This is a genomic window from Gudongella ferriphila, assembly GCF_046224405.1.
Taxonomy (GTDB): domain Bacteria; phylum Bacillota; class Clostridia; order Tissierellales; family Tissierellaceae; genus Gudongella.
Window position 1 is genome coordinate 19192 of the sequence record NZ_JBJXRK010000003.1, and the last position, 18644, is coordinate 37835.

An 18644-nucleotide genomic window follows, 5' to 3' on the forward strand; every position below is an offset into this window, starting at 1 on the left:
ATTAGTTAAATGGAGCAACTGCAAGCATTTATTCTTCCAATTGGACTTTTGGTAATTTTCTACTTTTTTGCCATTAGACCACAGAAGAAAAAAGAAAAAGAGATCAAGGAAATGAGAAGCGGGCTTAGAGTAGGAGATGAGGTAGTTACAATCGGTGGTATTTATGGTAAAATAGTGAAAGCCAAAGAGGATGTTCTTACCTTGGAGTCAGGTTCAGCTAAAACAAGACTAGAGGTCACAAGATGGGCAGTTGGTTCTGTACTTAAAGACAGCGGTAACAGAAGCGACGAAGCAGCTGAGTAAGCTGAATGTTAAAGAATAAAACTTCCTTAATTGGAAGTTTTTCTTCTTTTATAGGTAATATTTCATAAACCAAAAACTACTTTATAATACATAATGCTTATGGTATAATTAACCCATTAAAACCTGTTGACCAGGGATAGGAGGAAGAATATGAAGTACATAAAGACATTGACAAAGAGCAGACTTAAGGATACTCTTTCCTATGCCGGTTGTGGCGAGTGTCAGACATCTTGCCAATCAGCATGCAAGACATCCTGTACAGTTGGAAATCAGAAATGCGAAAATAAGTAGCATAATGAAGAGTGGTGGGTTTTCCACTGCTTTTTATTTGAGAAAAATAAGGAGGAAATAAGTTGAAACAAGACTTGATACATAAGTTCTATTTGAATGAGAGGCACATGGTACTGGATGTTAATAGCGGTTCAGTTCATGTAGTTGACAAACTTGTATTTGACCTGCTAGACCATTATGTAAGCAATGATCTGGACGGCATAATCCGAAATATGGTGAGCACTTACGACGAAAAGGATATAAGAGAGGCCTACAAAGAAATTGGATTCCTTGAAGAAAATGGAATGCTTTTTTCTGATGCTGAGGATATATCGAATCTTAAGTACAATGAGGACAATATAGTTAAAGCAATGTGCCTACATGTTGCCCATGACTGTAATCTCAAGTGTGAGTATTGCTTTGCATCCCAGGGTAACTTCAAAGGTGAGAGGTCCATGATGAATCTTGAAACGGGAAAGAAAGCCCTGCTATACCTTGCCCAAAACTCAGGCAACAGAAGGAATCTTGAGGTTGATTTCTTTGGTGGAGAGCCTTTAATGAATTTTCAAACAGTCAAAGACCTGGTGGATTATGGAAGAAGCATAGAAATGAAATACAACAAGCATTTCAGATTTACCATAACTACAAATGGTGTCCTTTTGGATGACAATAAAATTAAGTACATCAACGAAAATATGGATAACGTTGTACTTAGCCTTGATGGTAGAAAGACAGTAAATGATGCAATGAGGCTAACTGTTAGTGGTGAGGGTAGCTATGATGTGATCCTTCCAAACATTAAAAAAATGATACAAGCCAGAGGCGATAAGGATTATTATGTTAGGGGTACCTTTACTAGTAATAATCTAGATTTTGGAAAGGATGCAGTTAGTTTCCACAGGGAGGGATTCAAAAAGATTTCAATTGAGCCAGTCGTTGCACCTGAAGAAATGGACTATGCAATTAGGGAAGAACATCTTGATAGAATTTTACAGGAATATGAAGATTTTTCCAAAGAGTACATCAGACTAACCCAGCAGGATGACGAGTTTATGTTCTTCCACTTTATGATCGACCTGAATCAAGGCCCATGTGTTGTTAAACGGGCAGTTGGATGTGGAGCTGGAAGCGAGTACCTTGCAGTAACGCCAGAGGGCGAACTGTATCCCTGCCACCAGTTTGTTGGAGAAAAGGAATTTCTACTTGGAACATTGGATACTGGTATTTTAAATATTGAGCTCAGGGATAAGTTCAAAGTTGCAAATGTATATAACAAGGAAGAATGCAGAAATTGTTGGGCTAGGTTCTATTGCAGCGGTGGTTGTCACGCAAATGCCCATTATGCGCACAATGACATTATGAAACCTTACGAAATCGGATGTGAGATGGAGAAAAAGAGGATAGAGTGTGCGCTTTCTGTTCTGGCAAACCAAGAGGCATAGGAGGTAGAGAATGAGATCAAGAAGCATAGCCATAATGGCTGTAATACTTGCAATTGTAATAGGTTTGGCGTTCTTTGCCATTAATGGCATCACATTTGGAGATGTCACTTACAAAAACGCCAAGGAATCAATAGACTTGGGACTTGACCTTGCCGGTGGTGTTTATGTGGTACTTGAAGCTAACACTGATGCAACTGGAGATGAACTGCGAAGGATGATGGAGGAGACTAAGGCGATAATAGGACATCGAGTCGACGGTTTAGGAGTGTCTGAACCGAATATTGCAATTGAGAATGAAGATAGAATCAGAATTGAGCTAGCGGGACTGGAGGATCCACAAGAGGCAATTGATTTGATAGGGAAAACTGCTTTGCTTGAATTCAAGACCCCACAAGGTGAAACTGTAATTACAGGAAAGCACGTAAAAAATTCAGGAGTTATTATGAACCCATCTCAATTTGGCGGAGAGGAACCAGTCGTTAGCCTTGAGTTCAATGAAGAGGGAACAGAACACTTCAGAACAGCAACTGCGGCTCTAGCAGCTGAAGAGAATGACATGGATAAGATACTCTACATCATACTAGATGGCGTCGTAATATCCAGTCCTATTGTAGATGAGACAATAAACGATGGTAGAGCAATCATCACTGGAGGCTTTACAATTGAAAGCGCAGGGAATCTTGCCACATTAATAAACGCAGGCGCTTTACCGGTGGAAATGATTGAGCTTCAGACCTCTGTAATAGGACCAACACTTGGATTGGAGGCCTATGAGAGAAGCATAATGGCAGCTGGAGTTGCATTGACATTGATATTTGCATTTATGATTATTGTATACAGGGTTCCTGGTATAGTTGCATCTTTTGCATTGATAGTGTATGTATTGTTGGTGGTAGGGTCTATGATGGGAGTTGGGGTAAAGCTTACACTACCAGGAATAGCCGGACTTGTTCTTTCAATAGGCATGGCCGTTGATGCGAATGTTCTGATTTATGAAAGAATACGGGAAGAGATACAGGTGGGAAAAAGCGTTCGAGTTTCAATTGATGCAGGTTTTAAAAGGGCATTGACATCAATTTTAGATGCCAACATCACAACTCTTATTGCAGGCCTTGTTTTGTATAATTTTGGTACAGGACCAATAAAGGGTTTTGGAGTTACATTGATAATTGGTATTGGTGCGTCAATGATCACTGCAGTTTTTTTCACAAAATATGTTTTGAGGCTGATGGCTCACATAACTGGCGGAAAAAACACAAAGCTTTATGGAGCTTAGGAGGAAGACAATGAATATAATTAAGAATAGAAGATACTCATACATGATTTCCCTGGTCATAATTCTAGCTGGTCTGATTATGTTTTTCACCAACGGGCTGAATTATGGTATAGATTTCACAGGCGGAACAATGATCCAACTCAATATCGGCACTTTCGTGGAGGTTGAGGACGCAAGAGAGATAATGGATAAATATGACGAAAGCGCTAGCATCATTCATGCCGGTTCAGGGAAGGAGGAGCTAATAGTAAGGAGCTCACTAGATTTGGGGAACACTGAAATATCAAATATCGTAGATGAATTTGTTGGCAGGTTCCAGATGGGCCCCGATAACTATCAAGCTCAAAAATTTGGAGCATTTATGGGGAAGGAGATTCGGAATAGGGCGATTCTTTCCATTGGAATTGCTGCTTTGCTTATGCTTGCATATATAAGCTTTAGATTTCAATTTAAGTTTGGAGTAGCAGCAATAGTTGCTTTAATTCATGATATACTTATAGCGTTGTCAATCTACTCATTACTCAGACTACCGGTAAACAGCTCGTTTATAGCTGCAATGCTAACCATTGTTGGTTATTCTATCAATGACACAATTGTTATTTTTGACAGGATAAGGGAGGAATTGAGACTAAACCAAAAAAAAGGACTTGAAGAAACTATTGAAGATAGTGTAAAACTGTCATTGAGAAGAACCATAAATACAACAATCACTACAGTAATTGCTGTAGGTTCTCTATATGTATTGGGTGTTGAGGATGTAAAAGTTCTTGCTTTGCCACTACTTTTAGGTATGCTATCAGGAACGTATTCCTCTCTGTTTATTGCAACACCTGTATGGTTTAGCCTGAAAAAGGGTAAAACAATATAGATAGAAAATACAAGGGGGTGATGGAGATGCAAAAGAGCTTTATACTCATACTGATATTGGCAATTATTATTGGGATTTTTGCTTTGAGCAACAGTGATGTGGTGGAGATTGACTTTGTATTTGCACGAGTGATGCTTTCCCAGGCCATAGTGATATTCATTTCGGTTTTACTAGGGGCTGCAGTTGCTACATTATTTGGTGTGTTAAGGGAAATGAAGCTTAAGAAACAGATCAAGGAACAGAGGAACGGAATGGAATCACTAAAGTCAGAGAATCAATCATTAATTATGAGAGTTAATGAAAAGGAAGAGCAATTAAAGCTGCTTTATGGAAGAAACGAGGAATCTCCAGAGCAAGTGGACGAGGAGAATGATTTTTCTGGAAATTAGGCCAACAAAGTGGTAGAATTTAGATAATATTATCTAAATTCTATTTTTTTTATTGGAGTGATTTTTTGGAAAAGTGGTTTATTAGAAACAATCCAGGTGATATTAACAAAATTTCAATGGAGAATAAAATATCAAAGCCTTTGGCTAAAATCTTAATTAATAGAGGACTAATCGAGAAGAACGAGATTGAGTCATTTTTAAATCCGGATATTGAAAATCTTTACAACCCAATGCTGATGGATGACATGGATGCAGCAGGAAGACTTATTCTAGATAAAATAAATAATGGCAAGAAGATACTCATAGTAGGAGACTTTGATGTGGATGGCATAATGTCTACATCTATCCTATACACCACCTTGAGAGACCTTGGTGCTGATGTAGACTTCACAATACCTGACAGAATCCAGGACGGTTACGGAATTAACACCCATATAGTTTTGAATGCAAAGGCATCAGCAGTGGACACAATAATTACATGTGATAATGGCATAGCAGCCTTTGAACCGATTGAAACAGGAAAGAATATGGATATGACCATGATAGTCACCGACCATCACGATATTCCATTAAGTGGTTTGCCTAAGGCTGACTGCATACTTAACCCAAAGAAGCCTGGCTGTAAGTATCCTGATAAGAACTTGTGTGGAGCAGGGGTTGCATTTAAGCTAGCTAGCCATTTGGCAAAGTTATCCAAGAGAAAAATTGATTTGAAGCCCTTATTGGAAATGGTTGCAATCGCAACAATTTGTGACGTTGTTGACCTTGTTGGAGAGAATCGGATTTTTGTAAGGGAAGGTTTGAACTTGCTCAACAATACCTCCAATATTGGATTAAGAGCCCTCATGAAAGAATCTGGACTATATGGTAAGACAATAACAGTCTATCATGTTGGCTTTGTAATTGGACCAAGTCTAAACGCCTCCGGAAGATTGGACAGTGCTCTGCTTGGACTTAAACTGATACTAGCGGACCAAGAGGCTGAAGCCAGTGAAATAGCCATCAAACTTAGGAAATTAAATGAACATAGAAAAGAACTCACCGAAAAGGGTACTCAAGAAATTGATAGTATGATTCAAGAAAAATACCTTGATGACAAGATACTAGTTGTATTTAATCCTGACATTCATGAAAGTGTTGCAGGAATTATTGCAGGCCGAATTAAAGAAAAGTATAATAGACCTACTATAGTCCTGACAAGAGGCAGAGAAGGCGTCAAGGGTTCTGGTAGGTCAATAGAGTCCTATCACTTGTTTGAAGAGCTTACAAGGTGCAAGGACCTGCTTGGAAGGTTTGGAGGACATCCAATGGCCGCAGGTATGTCTCTTGAAGAAGATAACATTGAGAGATTACGTAAATGTCTTAATAACAACACGAATTTAGAGGATGAAGACCTCGTTCGTAGGGTATATATAGATATGGCCATGCCGCTTGATAAGATAAACTATGAATTTATTGACGATATGTACAAGTTGGAGCCGTTTGGCAAGGCCAATCCAAAGCCTCTTTTTGGATTTAAGGGTTTGAACCTTGCAAAGGCGACTGTGCTTGGAAACAAGCGAAATGTTGTCAAATTTGGTATAAACAATCCATTGCAGGGGCAAATGGAAGCAATCATGTTTTGTAACGCAGACAAATGGCTAGAGGAAGTTGATCTTTATTATGGCATAACGGAGCGTGAAAAGCTTATCTCAGGAGTTGACAATGAAGTAGCCTTGGATATTGTATTTCATCCATCAATTAATGAATATATGGGAAGAACATCCATACAGATTGTCATAAACAACTATCGATTCGATAGAACCAGACCAAGAGGGTGAGACTATGCTAGAAAACTTGTTAATGAGAATTGAACAATATAATCCGCAGGCTGATATGGAGTTAATTATAAAAGCCTACAACTTTGCCGAGTCTGCACATGAAGGTCAGGTAAGAAATTCAGGTGAAAAGTATTTCGTTCACCCGGTTCATGTTGCAATGCTGCTTGCTGACTTAAGCATGGATACTTCAACTATAATAGCTGGCTTGCTACATGATGTAATAGAGGATACAAATGTCAGCTATGAAAAGATCAAGGAAGAATTCGGAGAAGAGGTTGCTGACATGGTAGATGGAGTAACCAAGTTGAAAAAGCTCCACTACAAGACAAAGCAGGAAAATCAGGCTGAGAATCTTAGGAAAATGGTTGTTGCTATGGCTAAGGACATACGTGTAATTATCGTAAAGCTAGCAGATAGATTGCACAACATGAGAACTCTGGAGTATATGACTGATGAAAAGAAAAAAGAAAAAGCTATTGAAACTTTAGAGATTTATGCTCCAATAGCACACAGATTAGGAATTTCAAAGATAAAATGGGAGCTTGAGGATTTATCTCTTAGGTATCTTGATCCTGAGAATTACTATGATTTGGTTGATAAGGTTTCAAAGCGCAGACTGGAGAGGGAAGCATACATTGATCAGATTATAGATATTTTACATGAAAAGCTTGGAGAAATGGGTATCAAGGCTGATATTAATGGCAGACCAAAGAACTTTTACAGCATTTACAAGAAAATGATGTACCAGGGAAAGGCATTTGAACAGATTTATGATCTTACGGCAGTAAGAATTCTTGTTGATAACATTAAGGATTGCTATGGTGCATTGGGAATCGTACACACATTGTGGAAGCCTCTACCAGGTAGATTCAAGGATTATGTGGCGATGCCCAAGCCAAACATGTATCAGTCGCTCCACACGACCGTTATGGGAAATAAAGGTGAAATATTTGAGGTGCAGATTAGAACCTATGATATGCATAGGACAGCTGAATATGGTATCGCTGCCCATTGGAAGTACAAGGAGGGTAATCCTAAAACAGATAATTTTGATGAAAAGTTGACCTGGCTGAGACAACTTATGGAATGGCAAAGCGATATGAATGATCCAAAGGAGTTTATGGAGGCTCTTAAAATTGATTTCTTTACTGATGAGGTATTTGTCTTTACACCAAGGGGAGATGTAATAAATCTTCCAGAAGGCTCAACACCAATAGATTTTGCATATAGGGTTCATACTGATGTTGGAAACAAGTGTGTCGGAGCTAAAGTTGATAACCGAATTGTACCATTGAATCATAAACTTAGAAACGGTAACATTGTTGAAGTAATCACCAGTGCAAACAGTAGCGGACCAAGTAGAGACTGGCTAAAGATTGTTAAGAGCAACCAGGCCAAGACAAAAATCAAACAGTACTTTAAATTGAAGGAAAGGGATAAAAACGTTGCAAAGGGAAAAGAATACCTTGAAAAGGAAATAAAACGTCTTGGATACAAGCCATCTGACATTCTCAAGGATGAATGGCTCAAGAACATAGCTACAAAGGTTAGCATAAACTCAATAGAAGATCTTTATGCATCAATTGGTTATGGTAGCATAACCCTAAACCAGGTAATAAATAAACTTAAGGAAATTTACAGTGAACACTTTAAGCCAGAAGAAAAGGATATCATTGAAAGCAATATCCAGAAAGCTGCAAGGAAATCAAAACCAAAGCATACCCAGGGTATTAAGGTAAAGGGAATTGACAACATAAAGGTAAGGTTTTCAAAGTGTTGCAACCCAGTACCAGGGGATGATATTGTAGGTTTTATTACAAGAGGAAGAGGGGTCTCAATACACAGGACAGATTGCCCAAACATCAAATCAGACCTTGCCGATGAGGAAAGATTGATTGAAGTTACCTGGGACTTTGAGAAGAAAGCCTCCTATAATGCAGAAATTCAAGTAAGAGCTGCTGACCGTCCAGGATTGTTGGCTGAAATAGCGCTTAAGATTAATGATGCTGATATTGGTCTGGTCTCCCTTAATGCGAGGACAAATAAAGATAAGTCAGTATTGATTACAATGATATTGGAGATACATGATAAGGAGCAACTAAACGATTTAATGAAAAAAGTGAGAAAGATAGGAAATGTATTTGATGTTTACAGAGTGACAGCATAAAGGGGGTCAATAGATGAGAGCGGTGGTGCAGAGAGTTTCATCAGGAAAGGTTATTGTTAATGATGAAATTGTAGGTGAGATAGAGAAAGGTCTTCTAGTCTATCTAGGTGTTGGAGAGAATGATACCGAGACCGATCTGGAATATATGGTAAACAAGGTGACAGGCCTTAGAATATTTGAGGATGAGAATGAAAAGATGAACCTATCGGTTCAGGATATCGGGGGAGAAATACTAGCAATTTCTCAATTTACATTATATGGCGATGCCAGGAAAGGTAAAAGGCCAAGCTTTACAGATGCAGCTTCCCCTGATGTGGGGGACAGGCTTTATGAAAGGTTTATAGAACGAACCACTGAAATGGGAATAAGAACAGAGTCTGGAGTTTTCGGGGCTCATATGATGGTTGATTATGTAAATGACGGTCCGGTCACTATTTTACTGGATAGCAATAAGTTGTTCTAAGGAGGAATTACACATATGATAGTTAAGAGACTTCAAGCAGGTGTATACGCAGCAAACTGCTATATTATCCATAATGAGGATGGAGATGGGGTGGTGGTAGATCCGGCTGGAGACATTGACGATATTATTAAATATTTAGATGGGAACGATGTAAAGGTAGCTGCAATTGTTCTTACTCATGGACACGGAGATCATATAGGTGGAGTGATGGAGTTAAGAGAAAAGCTTAGTGTACCCGTTATGATACACTCGGATGATGAGGACATGGTGGGAGACAGCGCCCTTAACCTTTCTACGGCAATGCCAATGGGAGACGTTTATTTTAAGCCGGATATACTATTGGAAGATGGTTCTGTGATTAAAGTTGGTAACAAGGAAATTAAAGTCATACACACACCAGGTCATACCAAAGGCGGAATATGCCTGTTGGTGGATGGAATACTAATTACAGGGGACACTCTCTTTCAGGGATCAATCGGAAGAACAGATCTGTACGGAGGAGATTTTGATACATTGATGAACAGCATCATGGAAAGGCTTATGATCCTACCAGAAGAAACAGTTGTTTATCCTGGACATGGAGGGCAATCGACAATAGGTGTTGAGAAAAGGAACAATCCATTCATTAGCAGATGGAGAGAGTAGTTCATTGATTTTGATATAATTTAATGATTAGAGTGATGAAGATGATTTATATATTGGTAGATGACAATAGAATAAAGACACATGACCCTTACGAACTGGTAAGGGCTTTTTATGGTAACAGTAAGATAAACATAATTGGACCAGACTCAAAGGAAACACTAGACAAGTTGTCTGAAACGATTCACATTTCATTACAAGATGAAGTGTACAAGGTATCACTTCTTAGAAATAATATTCTTGTTGATTTTGAAAAAATGTCATATCCGGGCAAGGATTTCTTTAGAGGAGATGGCGCATCAAGAAATAATACAGTTAAATATCTTATCTATAGGCTCTTATCAAGGAATCTGGATACAAAACCACCTTGGGGAATACTGACAGGGATAAGACCTGTAAAAGTGGCTAAAATTCTTATGGATAAGGGACTTTCACAGGAAAACATCATTGAGGTGCTAACAGATTCGTATTTGTTAAGTCCTGACAAGGCAAGACTTATAGCGGATGTTTCAATAACTCAGAAACCTATTTTGGATTCATTGGACAAAAATAGCTACAGTATATACATCGGTATCCCGTTTTGTCCAACAAGATGTTTTTATTGCTCTTTTCCAACCCTTATAGCTGACAGGAATAACGATATTATGAAAGAATATGTAGATTCATTGATTGAGGAGCTGGAAGACACATATTCCATGATGTGCAACTGGCATCCAAATACTGTCTATATTGGTGGAGGAACACCCACATCCTTACCGAAGGAACTTATGAGTAAACTCCTATTCCATATCAATATGAGATTTGGAGGAATAAAAGAGCTTACAGTTGAGGCTGGCAGACCTGATACAATAGATCGTGAATACCTGGAACTGCTGAAAAGTAATAGAGTTGATAGAATTAGCATCAATCCACAGACAATGGACGATAATACATTGAGGATCATTGGAAGAAAACATTCTGCCAAGGACATTGTTGAAGCATACAGGCTAAGCAAGGAAATTGGAATTGAAACCGTAAATATGGACTTGATTGTAGGGCTTCCTGGAGAGAACAGAAGAAGTGTTGGGGAAACTCTTAAGATCATTGGAAAGCTTGAGCCGGACAATCTCACAGTTCATACACTTGCTGTTAAAAAGGGTTCTGAGTTCATTCTTGATAGGGAAAAGTATGAAATTACACCTACGGTTGAAATTCAGGAAATGCTCCGCATGGCATCCGAGTTTGCCAAAGAGAATAGTATGATTCCATATTACCTATATAGGCAAAAACAAATAATGGGAAATTTTGAAAACATTGGCTACAGTAAAAAAGACAATCCAAGTCTGTACAATGTTTCAATAATGGAAGAGAAGGAAACCATAATTGGAATCGGCATGGGATCAACCTCTAAATTTTATAATAAGCTGGATAAGACTATTGACACTTTGGCAAACTTCAGAAGCATTAGGGAATATATGGAAAGACTGTCTGAGCTGAAAAGTCGAAAAAGGCAGAAAATCAATGAAATTGAAGCTTCGTGGAGCAAGTTATACCTTGACACATAGTAAGTATTATTTTATAATTATCTAAATTAAATAAAATGACTTTGATAAGGAAAAGTAATGGAATCACTTGGGTTAAGAGAGCTGATGATGGTGGGAATTCAGTGCCAATATTCTGTGAAGACACCTTTGAGTCAGCAGTTTAACTGCTCGTGAAATACGTTATAAATTGAGTGAGGAAAACCTAATTAGGGTGGCACCGCGAGATAGCCTCTCGTCCCTGAAAATCAGAGATGAGGGGCTTTATTTATTTTAAGGAGGTAATGGATATGGGAGAAAGAATGGGGAATTTAAGACGAACAAATATGTGTGGAAGTCTGAGGATGGAGGATGTAGGCAAAGATGTTATCCTGATGGGATGGGTACAAAGAGAAAGAAATCTTGGGGGGCTACTCTTTATAGATCTTAGAGATACCACTGGAATGGTTCAGATAGTATTCGATGACGAGGCACCAAAGGAAATGATGTCAAAGGCTGAAACAGTTAGAGCTGAATATGTAATTGCAATTAGAGGAAAAGTTCGAGAAAGGCAATCTAAGAATCCTAACATGCCAACTGGAGATATTGAAGTTCTAGCGGAGGAGATTCGAATACTGGATGAAGCTGAAACACCACCGATTTACATTAAGGATGAAGATAATGTAAGTGAGACAATGAGGCTTAAGTACAGATATCTTGATTTGCGTAAGCCTTCAATGCAAGAAAATTTGAAGCTTAGGGCAAACATTGCAAAGGTTGTGAGGGATTTCTTCCATGAAAACAGTTTCGTGGAAATTGAAACTCCAATGCTAACTAAGCCAACCCCGGAAGGAGCAAGGGATTATCTTGTGCCAAGCAGAGTAAATCCTGGACAGTTCTATGCATTGCCACAATCACCACAGCTTATGAAACAGCTTCTCATGGTATCCGGAATGGATCGATACTATCAGATAGTGAAATGCTTCAGAGACGAGGATTTAAGGGCAAACAGGCAGCCTGAGTTCACTCAGGTGGATGTGGAAATGAGCTTTGTTGATGTTGAAGATGTATTGGGGATAAATGAAAAGCTCGTTCAAAGGTTGTTCAAGGAAATTAAGGGAATTGAAATAGAGCTGCCACTGAAAAGAATGACTTATGATGAAGCCATGGAGAGATATGGTGTTGACAAACCTGATTTAAGATTTGGACTGGAGCTTAAAAATGCTTCAGAGCTTTTGAAAGGATGTGGATTTAAGGTATTCAATGAAACCATCCAAAATGGTGGAGTAGTTAAGGGGATAAATGTAAAGGCTGGAGCCGAGAAGTTTACACGTAAGGATATAAGCAAGCTTGAGGATTACGCAAAGACCTATGGTGCTAAGGGATTGGCTTGGGTAAAAATGACGGAGGATGGAATAAGTTCACCAATTGCCAAATTCTTTAGTGATGAAGAAATGAAGGAAATAATTGAGTTCTTCCAAGGAGAAGCTGGTGACCTATTGCTTTTTGTGGCTGACGGCATCAATGTCGCAAATGATAGTTTAGGCAACCTGAGAAATGAGCTTGCAAAAAGACTTGACCTGATCAGTGAAGAGGATTATAAGATATTATGGATTACTGACTTTCCACTGTTCGAATACGATGAGGAAGAAAACAGGTATGTTGCAAAGCATCATCCGTTTACACACCCGGTTGAAGAAGATGTCCATCTACTGGAAAGTGAACCCCATAGAGTAAGGGCTAAAGCTTATGACTTGGTAATAAATGGTGATGAAATGGGTGGCGGAAGTATTAGAATCAACAATTCAGAGCTGCAATCCAGAATGTTTAGTGCATTGGGTTTCACTAAGGAAGAGGCAGAATCAAAGTTTGGTTTTCTTCTAAATGCATTTAGATATGGTACACCACCGCATGGAGGAATAGCCTTTGGACTAGATAGATTGGTCATGCTATTCTCCGGAAGCGCAAATATAAGAGACGTAATAGCCTTTCCCAAGACTCAATCTGCAACTTGTCTTATGACTGATGCTCCCACAGAAGCTTCACAGAAGCAGCTTGAGGAAGTACACATCAGGGTTGAGTTGAAAGATGAAAAGTAGATTTGAACGATCAGCATACCTTCTTGGAGAGGGAGCAATGGAGAAATTGAAAAATGCCACTGTTGCGGTTTTCGGAGTTGGAGGAGTTGGGTCATATGCTGCAGAAGCTCTAGCAAGAACAGGAATTGGCAAGCTAGTTCTTGTAGATTATGATATAATAGATGTAACCAATATCAATCGTCAGGTTCATGCAACAGATAGTACTGTAGGGTTACCGAAAGTGGATGCCATGAAGAAAAGACTCCTGGAAATCAATCCAGACTTACAGGTTGTTGTGCTCAAAGAAAAATATTCGGTTGAGACACGACAGAAACTACTGGTGGATGACTATGATTACATTATAGATGCGATTGACATGATATCATCCAAAATTGACCTGATAGTATCAGCAAAATCCATGGGAATACCAATAGTTAGCTCTATGGGAGCAGGGAATAAGCTTAACCCCACTGATTTCAAGGTTGCAGACATATATGACACCAAAATTTGCCCCTTGGCTCGGGTTATTCGTCAGGAGTTAAGAAAAAGAGGCATAGAAAACCTTAAGGTTGTATACTCTGAGGAGGAGCCCCTAAAGGTAAATCTTGGAGAAAAAGATCGTCGGAAGGCAGTCCCTGGAAGCGTAGGGTTTGTTCCGCCTGTGGTAGGTTTGATAATAGCATCAGAAGTAATAAAGGATATAGTAGGACAGGAGGAGAGAAGAAGTGGATCAAATAGGATTTGTAATAAAGAAGGTAGATGAACAAAAGGTACAGCTTGAAGTTAAGAGAGCTTCAGGATGAGGCAGCTGTAATTCTTGCGCAAGTTCTTGCGAAGTAAAGCCTCATTATGTAACGGTAAAAAACAATATTGATGCAAAGCCTGGTGATTTTGTGGAGCTTCAGGCAGTACAGAAGAATGTAATGAAATATGTTACCATAATCTATATGATTCCATTTGCATTCCTTATTCTGGGGATTGTATTAGGTAACAGCCTTTTCAAAGGAGTTGACACAGCCAATAACGAACTGATGATTTTTGGAATGGGTATACTTTTCCTGGCAATATCATTAGTGGTTGTAAGAATAATAGACAAGGTATTTGCAAAGAAGGACGAGAGTATTATAGTCATGACAAGAAAGCTATAAGGAGGGGTGGTTTTGGCGGACAAGGATTCAATAATTGTAAGATTGAGAAGAGTAGAAGGGCAAATAAAGGGTATACAAAAAATGGTGGATGAAGATAAGTTCTGTGGGGATATACTGGTTCAGATTTCAGCAGCCAGAAGCGCTTTGAATAATGTCGGGGGACTAATCCTTGAGAATTACATGAAGAATTGTCTTTTGGAGGCACCCGATGGTTCTGAGGAAGATCTTGATAAATTGATTGAGATAATGCTGAAATATACAAAGTAGACTGCTGCTTCATCCTAAGTGCACCCTTATAGGGTGTAACAGAATTCAATTGAAAGGAGTCGGGATATGAATTTTAGTAATCTAAAGGAAACAGACCGAGCAATCATGGAAGTTGTACAGGAGGAAATCGATCGTCAGAATAAGCACATCGAGTTGATAGCGTCTGAAAACTTTGTTTCTGAGGCTGTAATGGAGGCAATGGGCAGTCAGCTTACAAACAAATACGCAGAAGGTTACCCTGGCAAAAGATATTATGGGGGATGTGAAATAGTTGATAAGGCCGAAGTTCTGGCAATTGATAGGCTAAAGGAACTATTTGGTGCTGATCATGCAAATGTGCAGCCACATTCAGGATCAAATGCTAATCTAGCAGTTTATTTTGCATTCTTAAAGCCTGGAGATAAGGTGCTTGGTATGAAGCTGTCACAAGGTGGACATCTTACTCATGGTAGCCCGGTTAATATTTCAGGTGTTTACTATAATTTCGTTGATTATGGAGTCAATTCCGAAACTGAAACTATAGATTATGATGAAGTCAGGGAAATAGCCCATAAAGAAAAACCAAAAATGATTGTTGCTGGTGCAAGTGCGTATCCGAGAGAGATAGATTTCAGTAAGTTCAGGGAAATAGCTGATGAAGTAGGAGCATATCTCATGGTTGATATGGCACACATAGCTGGATTGATTGCTGCAGGTCTGCATCAGAATCCGGTACCGTATGCTGACTTTGTTACAACCACTACTCATAAAACCCTAAGAGGTCCAAGAGGTGGAGCCATACTTTGCAAGGCTGAATATGCAAAGGCAATAGACAAGGCAATTTTCCCAGGTATTCAGGGTGGACCATTGATGCATGTCATAGCCGCAAAGGCAGTAGCATTTGGTGAGGCACTGCAGGATGATTTCAAAGTTTATCAGAAGCAGGTTGTTTTAAACACAAAAGCTTTAGCAGATGGATTGCTGGAGGAAGGCTTTAGGCTGGTATCTGGAGGTACAGACAATCATCTGATACTGATAGATGTTAGAAATAAAGACTTGACAGGGAAAGTAGCAGAGGCTATGCTAAACGATGTGGGTATTGCTACAAACAAAAACACAATACCAAACGACCCTGAAAGCCCATTTGTAACAAGTGGTGTCAGAATAGGTACTGCTGCAATGACCACAAGGGGTATGAAGGAAGCTGAAATGAAGGAAATAGCGGAGTTGATGTCAGAAGCTCTGAAATCTGATAGTGACAAGGATGCTGTAAAGCAAAGAGTTTATGAGCTTTGCGACAGATTCCCACTATATTAGTTCAGTGATTATAAGCCTACAGCTAGCTGTAGGCTTAACTAATGTTTAAAGACAGGTGGTTTATTATGGAAATAACGAATATCAAGGAAGCACGGAATATAATTGAAGACGTCGAGTTGGGAAGTATTGCTGATGAGCTGGATGTTAATCCTGGAGATATCTTACTAAGTATTAACAGCAAGAAAGTAAAGGATGTAATCGATTATAAATACATGATGGCAGACGAATATCTGGTAGTGGAAATCGAAAAACCTGGTGGAGAAGTTTGGGAGTTTGAAATTGAAAAGGATCCTGGTGAGGATTTGGGAATAATTTTCACAAATCCGTTGATTGACCGGGCAAAGACCTGTAACAATAAATGTATGTTCTGTTTTATTGATCAACTGCCTCCAAATATGCGGGATACATTATATTTTAAGGATGATGACTCTAGACTTTCATTTTTACAGGGTAATTTCATAACACTGACAAATATGGGAGAGGATGAAATTCAAAGGATAATTGATTATAGATTGAGCCCAATTAACGTGTCAGTTCATACAACAAATCCTGAGCTAAGGGTAAAGATGCTCAGGAATAAGAATGCAGGTAAAATATTTGATATTCTTAAGAGATTTCATGAAGTCAATATTGAAATGAATTGTCAGATTGTACTTGTACCAGGTGTCAATGATGGAGACGAGCTTAGGAGAACTATCAACGATCTTGCTACCCTTTATCCATCAATTCATTCCGTTGCGGTTGTACCTGTTGGAATAACAAAATACAGACAAGGTCTGGATAAACTTGAAATATATGACAGGAACACATCTGAAGAAGTTATCAGGGGTGTTGAAGAAATGCAAAACAATTTCCTTGAGAGAATTGGCACCAGATATATCTTTGCCTCGGATGAATTTTATGTTGTTTCCGGTAATAAACTACCTGAATATGATGAGTACGAAGGATTTCCCCAGTACGAAAATGGAGTTGGACTTTTAAGATCATTTAAAACAGAGGTAGAAGAAGCACTTGAAGGATCGGTTTTGACAGAGTTGAAGCAAAACCTGGTATTTGCAACCGGAACTCTAGCCTATGAATTCATGAAAGAAATAGCATCGATGATAATGAAAAAATATATCAACCTTAAAATTGAGGTAGTACCAATCAAAAATAATTTTTTTGGGGAAACCATAACAGTCTCTGGACTTGTTACTGGAATGGATCTAGTTGAGCAGGTCATAGAGTATAAAGACTTTGACAAAGTAATAATTCCAAGGTCAATGTTGAAAAGAGATGAGGAGATATTTCTTGACAATGTAACTTTGCACCAGGCAATTGATAAGCTTGGTATTGAAATAGTACCATCCAATGTGGATGGTATTGAACTGATTAATTTAATTGAGACAGGGGTGAGGTCGTGAGTAGGCCGATTGTATGTATAGTAGGTAGACCAAATGTAGGAAAATCAACATTGTTTAATAAAATTGCAGGTAGAAGGATCGCAATCACTGAAGATAAACCTGGAGTGACCAGAGACAGGATTTATGCCGAGGCAGAATGGTTGGGACAGCATTTCACGGTGATTGACACAGGTGGATTGGAACCTGATAACGAAGATATTGTTATGAGTAACATTAAAAAGCAGGCAGACATAGCAATTGATACAGCAGATGTAATACTATTTGTAGTCGATGGTGTTGAAGGAATAACTACAACTGACAGGGAAATTGGAGAATTATTGAGAAGGTCAGGGAAGAATGTAGTGTTGGCAGCAAATAAGATTGATACAAGGAAAACACCAGATGAGATATACGAATTTTACGAACTGGGATTGGGGGAACCCATGGTGGTTTCAGCTGAACAGTCATTGGGTCTGGGGGATCTTTTAGATGAGCTTGCCAAGTACTTCCCTGATGATAAGGATACAGAGGCCAATGAAGATACCATAAGGGTTGCATTCATCGGAAGACCCAATGCAGGAAAATCCTCTCTGATCAACCACATTCTGGGAGAAGAAAGGGTTATTGTAACCGACATTCCAGGAACAACGCGTGATTCCATAGACAGTCATTTCACAGTTGGAGAGAATGACTACATCTTTGTGGATACTGCTGGTCTAAGAAGAAAGCGGTATATCTCAGAAAAAGTGGAGAGATATTCTGTAGTAAGAACCCTTACTGCAATAGACCGAGCTGACATTTGCGTTATGGTCATTGATGGTACTATGGGGCCAACCGAGCAGGATACAAAGATTGCTGGATATGCTCATGATAATGGAAAGGCAATAATATTGGCTGTTAACAAGTGGGACATTGTAGATAAGAATGATAAGACATATCTTTCTTTTGAAAAGGATTTGAGGGAGACTTTCGGCTTCCTGAATTATGCACCCATACTTTTCATATCGGCAAAAACAGGACAAAGAGTTGACAAGCTACTTGAAACTATCAATATTGTGAATAACAACTACAATATGAGAATTAGCACTGGAGTGCTTAATGATATACTAAATCAAGCCGTTCTCATGAATCAGCCACCTTCAGACAAAGGCAAAAGGGCTAGAATCTATTATGGCACACAGGTATCAGTTAGACCCCCAAGATTTGTTATATTTGTAAATTCAAAAGAATTAATGCACTTTTCATATGTAAGATACATTGAAAACCAAATTAGAAATCACTTTGGATTTATGGGTACACCGATTAAATTTGAGTTGAGAGAAAAGGGAGAATAG

General features: G+C 38.9%; 17 protein-coding genes, 1 pseudogene and 1 other annotated feature. All 18 genes and pseudogenes read left to right on the forward strand.

What is annotated here, in order from left to right:
• Nucleotides 1-9: 9 nt before the first annotated feature.
• The 18 genes and pseudogenes from yajC (at nt 10) to der (ending at nt 18644) form a co-directional block, all read left to right on the forward strand.
• A complete protein-coding gene (yajC, locus tag ACKVDP_RS03360; RefSeq protein ID WP_409227392.1) occupies nt 10-303 on the forward strand; it encodes a preprotein translocase subunit YajC in 294 nt (97 codons plus the stop codon).
• A 150-nt stretch (nt 304-453) separates the two neighbouring features.
• On the forward strand, nt 454-594 hold the full coding sequence (gene scfA / locus ACKVDP_RS03365) for a six-cysteine ranthipeptide SCIFF (protein ID WP_409227393.1): 141 nt from the start codon (nt 454-456) through the stop codon (nt 592-594).
• Nucleotides 595-668: 74 nt separating this feature from the next.
• A complete protein-coding gene (gene scfB / locus ACKVDP_RS03370; RefSeq protein ID WP_409227557.1) occupies nt 669-2015 on the forward strand; it encodes a thioether cross-link-forming SCIFF peptide maturase in 1347 nt (448 codons plus the stop codon).
• 10 nt (nt 2016-2025) lie between these two features.
• Nucleotides 2026-3291 carry a protein translocase subunit SecD gene (secD, locus tag ACKVDP_RS03375; RefSeq protein ID WP_409227394.1) on the forward strand — a complete coding sequence of 422 codons (1266 nt, stop codon included), beginning with the start codon at nt 2026-2028 and terminating at the stop codon, nt 3289-3291.
• 10 nt (nt 3292-3301) lie between these two features.
• Nucleotides 3302-4159 carry a protein translocase subunit SecF gene (secF, locus tag ACKVDP_RS03380; protein WP_409227395.1) on the forward strand — a complete coding sequence of 286 codons (858 nt, stop codon included), beginning with the start codon at nt 3302-3304 and terminating at the stop codon, nt 4157-4159.
• A gap of 26 nt (nt 4160-4185) precedes the next feature.
• A complete protein-coding gene (locus tag ACKVDP_RS03385) occupies nt 4186-4548 on the forward strand; it encodes a LapA family protein (RefSeq protein ID WP_409227396.1) in 363 nt (120 codons plus the stop codon).
• Nucleotides 4549-4613: 65 nt separating this feature from the next.
• On the forward strand, nt 4614-6368 hold the full coding sequence (recJ, locus tag ACKVDP_RS03390) for a single-stranded-DNA-specific exonuclease RecJ (protein ID WP_409227397.1): 1755 nt from the start codon (nt 4614-4616) through the stop codon (nt 6366-6368).
• A gap of 4 nt (nt 6369-6372) precedes the next feature.
• On the forward strand, nt 6373-8535 hold the full coding sequence (locus tag ACKVDP_RS03395) for a RelA/SpoT family protein (RefSeq protein ID WP_409227398.1): 2163 nt from the start codon (nt 6373-6375) through the stop codon (nt 8533-8535).
• 13 nt (nt 8536-8548) lie between these two features.
• Nucleotides 8549-8998 carry a D-aminoacyl-tRNA deacylase gene (gene dtd / locus ACKVDP_RS03400; protein ID WP_409227399.1) on the forward strand — a complete coding sequence of 150 codons (450 nt, stop codon included), beginning with the start codon at nt 8549-8551 and terminating at the stop codon, nt 8996-8998.
• A gap of 15 nt (nt 8999-9013) precedes the next feature.
• Nucleotides 9014-9643, forward strand: coding sequence for an MBL fold metallo-hydrolase (locus ACKVDP_RS03405; RefSeq protein ID WP_409227400.1), 630 nt, complete (start codon nt 9014-9016; stop codon nt 9641-9643).
• A gap of 41 nt (nt 9644-9684) precedes the next feature.
• Complete coding sequence (gene hemZ, locus ACKVDP_RS03410) at nt 9685-11184, forward strand: coproporphyrinogen dehydrogenase HemZ (RefSeq protein ID WP_409227401.1); 1500 nt, start codon at nt 9685-9687, stop codon at nt 11182-11184.
• A gap of 32 nt (nt 11185-11216) precedes the next feature.
• Nucleotides 11217-11406, forward strand: a binding site (T-box leader).
• A 44-nt stretch (nt 11407-11450) separates the two neighbouring features.
• Nucleotides 11451-13238: an aspartate--tRNA ligase gene (aspS, locus tag ACKVDP_RS03415; protein ID WP_409227402.1), complete on the forward strand. Its 1788-nt coding sequence runs from the start codon at nt 11451-11453 to the stop codon at nt 13236-13238.
• Nucleotides 13228-13980: a tRNA threonylcarbamoyladenosine dehydratase gene (locus tag ACKVDP_RS03420; RefSeq protein WP_409227403.1), complete on the forward strand. Its 753-nt coding sequence runs from the start codon at nt 13228-13230 to the stop codon at nt 13978-13980. Before aspS ends, ACKVDP_RS03420 begins: the two co-directional genes overlap by 11 nt.
• Nucleotides 13981-14035: 55 nt before the next feature.
• A pseudogene (locus tag ACKVDP_RS03425) lies at nt 14036-14365 on the forward strand (SoxR reducing system RseC family protein); the annotation flags it as partial.
• A 6-nt stretch (nt 14366-14371) separates the two neighbouring features.
• A complete protein-coding gene (locus ACKVDP_RS03430) occupies nt 14372-14632 on the forward strand; it encodes a metal-sensitive transcriptional regulator (protein ID WP_409227404.1) in 261 nt (86 codons plus the stop codon).
• Nucleotides 14633-14698: 66 nt separating this feature from the next.
• The gene (locus ACKVDP_RS03435) at nt 14699-15928 is read left to right on the forward strand and encodes a serine hydroxymethyltransferase (RefSeq protein WP_409227405.1); all 1230 of its coding nucleotides are present in this window, start codon (nt 14699-14701) and stop codon (nt 15926-15928) included.
• A gap of 65 nt (nt 15929-15993) precedes the next feature.
• Nucleotides 15994-17331, forward strand: a complete 1338-nt coding sequence (locus ACKVDP_RS03440) for a DUF512 domain-containing protein (protein ID WP_409227406.1) — start codon at nt 15994-15996, stop codon at nt 17329-17331.
• On the forward strand, nt 17328-18644 hold the full coding sequence (gene der, locus ACKVDP_RS03445) for a ribosome biogenesis GTPase Der (RefSeq protein WP_409227407.1): 1317 nt from the start codon (nt 17328-17330) through the stop codon (nt 18642-18644). Before ACKVDP_RS03440 ends, der begins: the two co-directional genes overlap by 4 nt.